The 7013-nt window shown below is 70.1% G+C and carries 6 protein-coding genes; 5 read left to right on the forward strand and 1 reads right to left on the reverse strand.

The window, feature by feature from the left end:
* The first annotated feature begins 283 nt into the window (after positions 1 to 283).
* Both nagB and Q4P07_RS07390 read left to right on the forward strand, forming a co-directional pair.
* Positions 284 to 1069, forward strand: coding sequence for a glucosamine-6-phosphate deaminase (gene nagB, locus Q4P07_RS07385; protein ID WP_303374263.1), 786 nt, complete (start codon positions 284 to 286; stop codon positions 1067 to 1069).
* Positions 1070 to 1141: 72 nt separating this feature from the next.
* Positions 1142 to 3028 (forward strand): chorismate-binding protein, encoded by a 1887-nt coding sequence (locus tag Q4P07_RS07390; RefSeq protein WP_303374264.1) that lies wholly within the window; start codon positions 1142 to 1144, stop codon positions 3026 to 3028.
* Positions 3029 to 3070: 42 nt separating this feature from the next.
* Here Q4P07_RS07390 and Q4P07_RS07395 read toward each other — a convergent pair whose 3' ends face one another.
* On the reverse strand, positions 3071 to 3694 hold the full coding sequence (locus Q4P07_RS07395) for a hypothetical protein (RefSeq protein ID WP_303374265.1): 624 nt from the start codon (positions 3692 to 3694) through the stop codon (positions 3071 to 3073).
* 172 nt (positions 3695 to 3866) lie between these two features.
* Here Q4P07_RS07395 and Q4P07_RS07400 point away from each other — a divergent pair, with 172 nt between their 5' ends.
* The 3 genes from Q4P07_RS07400 to Q4P07_RS07410 form a co-directional block, all read left to right on the forward strand.
* Positions 3867 to 5564, forward strand: coding sequence for a sensor histidine kinase (locus tag Q4P07_RS07400; RefSeq protein WP_303374266.1), 1698 nt, complete (start codon positions 3867 to 3869; stop codon positions 5562 to 5564).
* Positions 5561 to 6244, forward strand: coding sequence for a response regulator transcription factor (locus Q4P07_RS07405; protein ID WP_303374267.1), 684 nt, complete (start codon positions 5561 to 5563; stop codon positions 6242 to 6244). The genes Q4P07_RS07400 and Q4P07_RS07405 overlap by 4 nt, the downstream gene beginning before the upstream one ends.
* Positions 6245 to 6373: 129 nt before the next feature.
* Positions 6374 to 7013, forward strand: a 640-nt coding sequence (locus tag Q4P07_RS07410) for a DUF2332 family protein (protein ID WP_303374268.1), incomplete at its 3' end; no start/stop codon positions are given.

Consider the following 7013-nt stretch of genomic DNA (forward strand, 5'->3'; position numbering starts at 1 on the left):
TCCTGACCAAATACGCCGGGGTGGTCGTATCTGCCTCTCGGGGGGCGGTGACGAAATCGTGGGCGGGGTGGCCCCGGGGCGCCGCCCCCCGTGGGGGGGCGCGGCTCCTCTCCGTCCGGACCGTGCTCGGCGGTGGTCGTCCCGGCCCGGAAACCCGACCAGCGGGGTGTCCACGGGGCTGGCTCCCTGCGGCCCCACTAAGGTGTGCCGAAGCAGCGCCGGTCGGCGCCGCCCCAGCCACCTGCGCGGGTCAGCCGCAGGTGACCGCAGCAAAGGAGAGCTGATGGAGGTCGTCATCCTTGAGGATGCGCACCAGGTGGCGGTCGCGGGCGCCGAGGCTATCGCCCAGCACGTGATCGACACCCCGACCTCGGTGATCGGGCTCGCGACCGGGTCGAGTCCGCTGGGGGTCTATCGGGAGCTGGCGGCCCGCGTGCAGGCTGGCTCCCTGAGCTTTGCCGGGTGCACGGCGTTCCTGCTTGATGAGTATGTCGGTCTGGGCCCAGGCCATCCCCAGGCCTACCGGACCGTCATCGACCGCGAGTTCACCGACCATGTCGACATCGACGGCGCACACGTCTGCGGCCTGGACGGGCTCGCCGAGGACATCCCGACGATGTGCGAGGCCTACGAAGAGGCGATCGCGCAGGCCGGAGGGATCGACGTCCAGCTGCTCGGGGTCGGCACCGACGGCCACATCGCGTTCAACGAGCCAGGCTCCTCCTTCGCCTCCCGGACCCGGATCAAGAACCTCACCGGCCAGACGCGCAGGGACAACGCCCGCTTCTTCGACGGCGACCTCACCGCCGTGCCGCAGCACTGCCTGACCCAGGGCATCGGGACCATCCTGGAGGCGCGGCACCTGGTGCTCGTGGCCCTGGGCGTCGGCAAGGCCGAGGCAGTCCGCGAGCTGATCGAAGGACCAGTCAGCGCGCTGTGGCCGGCCACCGCCCTGCAGCTGCATCGGCATGTGACCGTCATCATCGACGAGGCCGCGGCGAGCGACCTCAAGCTCGCCGACTACTACCGCGAGTGCTACGCGTCCAAGCCGGCCTGGCAACGCTTCTAACGCACCGGTGAGCCTGCCCCGGCTCTAGGCACGTCCGCCCCGGCCCTCAGGCTGGGTGGAAGACTGTCGATCATGCTCCCCGACGCCCTCGACCAGATCCTCGCTGATCCCGCCGGCCAGTCCTGGGCGATCCTCTTGCGCGAGGGACAGGACCGGGCCGACGTGCTCGTCGGCGAGGTGGAGGACGTCGCTCTCCTCGCCGACCTGCCCAGGCCGCAAGACGGTGCCCCGGTCCTGGCGCTGGTGCCCTTCCAGCAGATCATCGAGCGTGGCTTCGATGCCCACGAGGACGGCACCCCGCTGCGCGTGCTCCGCCCGACCGATGCTTCCTCATACCAGCGCCTTCCACTCGACGATCTCCTCGCGGCGCTGCCCTCCGCGCCGGTCGCGGTGGGGCAGGAGCGGTTCAGCGTCTCCGACGACGACTACGCGGCCATCGTGCAGCGGGTCATCGAGGAGGAGATCGGTAACGGTGAGGGCGCCAACTTCGTCATCCGGCGTGACGTGGTCGCCCAGCTAGGCAGCGGCACCAGCCCGGCGGTCGCCGCGCTGACCTGGCTGCGCACCCTGCTCACCGACGAGCGGGGTGCCTACTGGACGTTCGCGGTGCACACGCCCGGCCATACCCTGGTCGGCGCCACCCCGGAGCGTCACGTCAGCCTCGACCAGGGCCGCGTGCGGATGAACCCGATCTCCGGCACCTTCCGCCACCCGGGCGACGAGCTCGACGTCGAGGGGGAGTTTCGTGCCTTCATCAAGGACGCCAAGGAGACCGAGGAGCTCTTCATGGTGGTCGATGAGGAGATGAAGATGATGGCGCAGATCTGCTCCGACGGCGGCCGGATCACCGGCCCCTACCTCAAGCAGATGGCGCACCTGACGCACACGGAGTATCTCCTGGACGGGTCCAGCAACGCGGACGCGCGCGACGTGCTCCGCGCCTCCATGTTTGCCCCGACGGTGACCGGCTCCCCGATGGAGAACGCCTGCACCGTGATCGCGCGGCACGAGCCGACCGGTCGCGGCTACTACTCCGGAGTCCTGGCACTGCTCGAGCTGGACGAGCAGGGCGGCGAGCGGCTGGATGCACCGATCCTGATCCGCACCGCGCACGTGGACGCGGCGGGCACGATCACGGTCAGTGCCGGCGCGACGCTGGTCCGGCACAGCGACCCGCGCTCGGAAGTGGCCGAGACAACCGCGAAGGCGCGCGGGATGCTTGCCGCGCTCGGTCTGCGTCCCCGGCGAGAGCTCGGGTATGCCGTGGACCTCGCCTCCCTGCCGGGGGTCGGCGCAGACCTGGCGGCACGCAACGACTCGCTCTCGCCGTTCTGGCTCTCGCCGCAGGAGTCGCGACCCGATCCGCTGCTGGCCGACCGGCAGGTGCTGGTCATCGACGCGCAGGACACCTGGACCCAGATGCTGGCACACATGGTGCGACACGTCGGGATGACCGCGCAGGTGCGCCGCTGGGAGGACGTGCACGCTGCTGACGTGATCGAGGATCGGTGGGACCTGGTCCTCTACGGCCCCGGACCGGGAGACCCCAGCGACGGCTCCGACGAGCGGATCACCCGGCTGCGGGATCTCCTCTCGGCGCGGCTGGAGACCGGTCGACCGGTGCTCGCCGTCTGCCTGTCCCACCAGATCCTGGCCGACCTCGCGGGGCTGGAGATCGCCAAGCTGGACCGACCGAACCAAGGGGTGCAGCTGCCCGTGGACCTGTGGGGACAGGTGCGGCGGATCGGGTTCTACAACACCTTCGTGGCCCGCCCTCCTGCCCGTGGCGAGGCGTCCGTGGCGGGCCGCTCGCTCGAGCTGGCGGTCCACGAGCCGGACCGCGCGGTCGTGGCCATGCGCGGGCCGGGGCTTGCCAGCATCCAGGGGCACGCCGAGTCGGTGCTCTCGCGGGACGGGCTGGTCACCCTGCACGGCCTGATCCGCCACGCCCTCGCCTGACCTGGCTGCCCCGGTTGAGCGCGGGGCCGTGCCCATCGCCCGTCACCCGGCGATGGGCGAAGGCGAGGACACCACGATGAAGGCCTCGCGATCTGCGACCGCGCTCGAGACCGCACCCACCCCGAGCAGCGCGATCCCGAAATTGACGACCGTCTCGACATAGCCAGGGTGAGCCCAGTCCGGGGCCAACCACGCGAGCAGCGCCACTGCACCCACCGCCGGAATCGACCCGGCCATCAACCAGGCGCCGGGGCGCCGGTCCCCCTGGACCAGCATGGTGATGCCCAGGGCTGGTGGCACGAGCAGCATCGGCAGGAAGAGCGCGGTGCCTAGGGCCCCTGCGGCGCCGTCGGTGCCGACGATCGTGGAGGCCACTCCGACGGGAACGATCGCGGCATACGCCGCCACCATGATGGTCCGGAGCACACTCCGGGAGCGCCTCCCCGCGTCAATAGACCCACGGTATTTCCACAGCACTGCCACAAAGCTCCGATAGCCGGCTCCGTGGATCACCGACCCGAGGTGCGCGACCCACGCGACGCGATCACCGGGCTCAGTGGAGAACTCCGACCAGTGACCGGTGAGGCCATGGGTCACCGCGTCGTATAACGCGATGAAGGAGACGAGTGCCGCCAGCACGAGGGCGACCTTGGTGGTGCGAGACATGAGTCCTCCTTTGTCGGGAAGGCTGCCTGACCAGGCGCCTTCCCTTCAGGGTGGGTGTGCCGCGTCGCTCCTCGCGTCGGCCGCGGGGTGCCGTTCTGCCAGGGCCGAAGGAGGAGGCGGGGTCGTCACAAAGGAGGACGCCGCCGCAGCGGAATGTGGCTATCGTCGAAGAGTGCTCAGGCTGCGCAGGAACGACGTCCCGCCGCTGGTCGGTGCCGTGGCAGCTGCGTCCGCGTTGGCTTTTGGGTCTGGGCAGGGGCTGCTGGAGGCGCTCTTTCTCTCGATCCTGTTCCTCCCGTTGGTCATCGGTGTGCTCAGCGCGGTGCGGTCAGGGCGTCGAGCACTCCGGGAACGGGCTCGTGCCTCGGTAGTGCGCGGCACCGCCGGTGCCACGGCCGCGGCCGTGGCGGTGGCGGTGGCGGACGAACGGCGACGGATGGCGCTCGACATCGAGTCCATCGTGCGCGTCGCAGTGCAACGGATCGCGACGCTCGCCGACGCGACAGCTCACGCGAGCGGCATTGCGTCGCCGACAGCGGGGGAGGAGCGCGAGCAGCTGCGGCGGCTCAGTGCGATCCAGGCCGAGGGGAGGGCTGCGACAGGTGAACTGCGTCGGCTGCTCGGACTCCTGCGGGCGATGCCCGATGAGCCCTTAGCGCAGATGCCCGTCGACTCGACAGAGGACAACGCCCTGCGAGCACCGCGCCCCGTGCCGTCCCGTGGAGACATCGTGCTCGCCGGGTTGGCCGTCGCCACGGTCGTGGTCGACGCACTCGCGCTCGGGCCAACGGGGGTCCGTGTCGGGGTTGTCCAGGTGCTGGTGACGGCGTTGGCGGCGTCCGGTGTCCTCGTCTGGCGGATCAACCCCGGCCTGGGGTCGGGGCTCGTGGCGCTCTTCGCCATCGTCGGCATGGTCCTCGACCAACCCTTGGTGTCCGGTCTCTGGATGGTGCTCACCCCGACGCTGTTGCTGTGGGCCGCCATCGCGCGTCCGGTGCGTGACCGAACGACCGTGGCGGGGCCGGTGGCCATGCTGGCGGCGGTGCTGACCTCCCAGTGGCTCTTCAGCCGCGAGAACACGCCGATCACGGTCGTGATCCTCGCTGTCGCTGGCCTCACCGGCGCCGCCTTCGCGGTGGGGGATCGCTCCGCGACGCGGGCCAGGAAGGAGACCGCCCAGCACGACCTGCGCCTGTCCCGGGCAGCAGCACGCGCGGTCGCGGAGTCACGGCGGGCCGCAGCCCGAGAGTTGCACGACTCTATCTCGGGCAGTGTCGGGGTCATGGTCACTCAGGCGGGTGCCGCGGAGTTGCTGTGGGACAAGGACTCTCGCCGGGCGCAGGAGGCGCTCGACGTCATCCGCTGCACGGCGGCGGCGGCGCTGTCGGACCTGGATGTCCTGGGGAACGGCTTGGCTGACAGCAGCAATGAGCCGGAGGACAGCGCGGCTCGCGGCCTGGGCGACCTGCCGCTCCTTCTCGAGCGGATGCGCCGGGGAGGCCTTGATGTCACGACGGAGGTGCGGGCAGAGCCCGGCGACGTGAGTGCAGAAGCCGGGCTCACGGCATACCGGGTGGTGCAGGAAGGGCTCGCTAACGCGATGCGGCACGCATCCGGCGCCACAGTGCACGTCACGGTCGTTGCGCGAGACGGTGAGCTGCGCGTCATCGTCACCGATGACGGGCCGGGGGCCCGAGGGGCGCGACACGGCGGCTACGGGCTAACGGGTTTGGGCGAACGCGTGCATCGGCTCGGCGGCACCTTTAGCGCTGGGGAAGGAGCCGAGGGTAGAGGTTTCAGACTGGTCGCAGTGCTGCCTCTCGATCCAGCCATCATGAGGGCGCCGACTAGGGAGAGGGTCATCCGATGATCCGGGTCCTTCTCGCGGACGACCACGAACTGCTCCGAAGCGGTGTCGCGGGGATCCTGGAGAGCGATGCCGACCTTGAGGTGGTGGGCGAGGTGGAGGACGGGCCGTCGGCGGTGAAGGCGGCGCAGCGGCTCCAGCCGGACGTCGTCCTCATGGATGTCCAGATGCCAGGTGGCGATGGAATCACCGCCACCGCTGACGTCTTGGCAGCGTGCCCCTCGACGCGGGTCATGGTGCTGACAATGTTCGACCTCGACGAGTACGTCATCGGGGCGCTACGGGCCGGTGCCTCGGGCTTCCTCATCAAGACGACTCCGGCAGCCGAGCTCGTCGTCGCGGTGAAGGCCTGTGCCGCCGGCGATGCCACCTTTGGGCCCAGCATCATCGACCGCCTGGTGGAGAGCTTCGTGCAGCGACCTGGGGTGGTCGCCATCCCAGCGCAGATGGAAGGACTGACCCCACGCGAACGCGACGTCCTGCTCTCTATGGCCAAGGGACACTCCAACGCCGAGATCGCAGCCGAGCTTTATCTTGCCGAGACGACGGTGAAGACCCACGTTGCCCGCATCCTGTGCAAGCTCGGGCTGCGCGATCGCGTGCAAGCCGTCGTGCTGGCGCACCAGTCGGGGTTCGCCGGCACGGCACCGCTTCAGCGCGGAGGCTCACCCGGCACGGCTTGATCCGCCTCGCCCTCACCTGACCAGACTGCGCCGGCTGAGCCTTCCAGACAGCCGCCACCCCGAGCAGCGCCACGGCAGCCACCGCGGGGAAGGGTGGGAGGACCGCCGCGATTTGGCACAATCGTGCCCGTGCGGACTGTGGAGTTTTATGCGGCTGGGGAGACCGCCGAGTCCTACCGGTGGTTCGCCGCCGAGGCTCAACCCACCTGCCCCGCGTGGGGCGCGCTGTGCTCCTGGATCGCCGACACCGCGGCGGCGCTGGAACTTCTCGATGAACTACCGCCGCAGAAGCGGCAACCCAACCTGTTCCTCGGCGCCGTCCGCTACCTCGACGGCCCCATCGCACCGGGCCCCGACTTCCTCGCGTGGATGCGGGAGCGCTGGTCTGAGCTCGCCGAGGTCGTGCGCACCCACGCCACCCAGACCAACGAGGCGGGCCGCTGCGCGGTGCTGCGGCCGTTTCTGGCCGCCCTTCCCCAACCGCTGGCCCTGCTCGAGGTGGGCATGTCCGCCGGGTTGTGTCTGTTCCCCGATCGCTACGGTTACCGCTACCGCAGCGGTCTCGCTGAGGTAGTGGTAGGGGCCGACGTAACCGGGGCCAGAGTCGATTGCGAAGTCCCGCCACCTGATCTGGCGAAGGTGGCAGGGGCTGCGATCGACGTCGTCTGGCGGGCCGGTATCGATCTGTTGCCGCTGGATCCGCGCTCTCCTAAAGACGCCCGCTGGCTCCGCTCGCTGATCTGGCCCGGCCAGCCCGAGCGAGAGGAGC

The sequence above is a fragment of the Ornithinimicrobium sp. genome, from assembly GCF_030537745.1.
Classification (GTDB): Bacteria; Actinomycetota; Actinomycetes; order Actinomycetales; family Dermatophilaceae; genus Ornithinicoccus.

Bases quoted from the DNA above. Each gene is read 5' to 3' on its own strand.
- Q4P07_RS07390 (WP_303374264.1), top strand. From the start codon at position 1,142: ATGCTCCCCGACGCCCTCGACCAGATCCTCGCTGATCCCGCCGGCCAG.
- Q4P07_RS07405 (WP_303374267.1), top strand. From the start codon at position 5,561: ATGATCCGGGTCCTTCTCGCGGACGACCACGAACTGCTCCGAAGCGGT.
- nagB (WP_303374263.1), top strand. From the start codon at position 284: ATGGAGGTCGTCATCCTTGAGGATGCGCACCAGGTGGCGGTCGCGGGC.
- Q4P07_RS07395 (WP_303374265.1), bottom strand. From the start codon at position 3,694: ATGTCTCGCACCACCAAGGTCGCCCTCGTGCTGGCGGCACTCGTCTCC.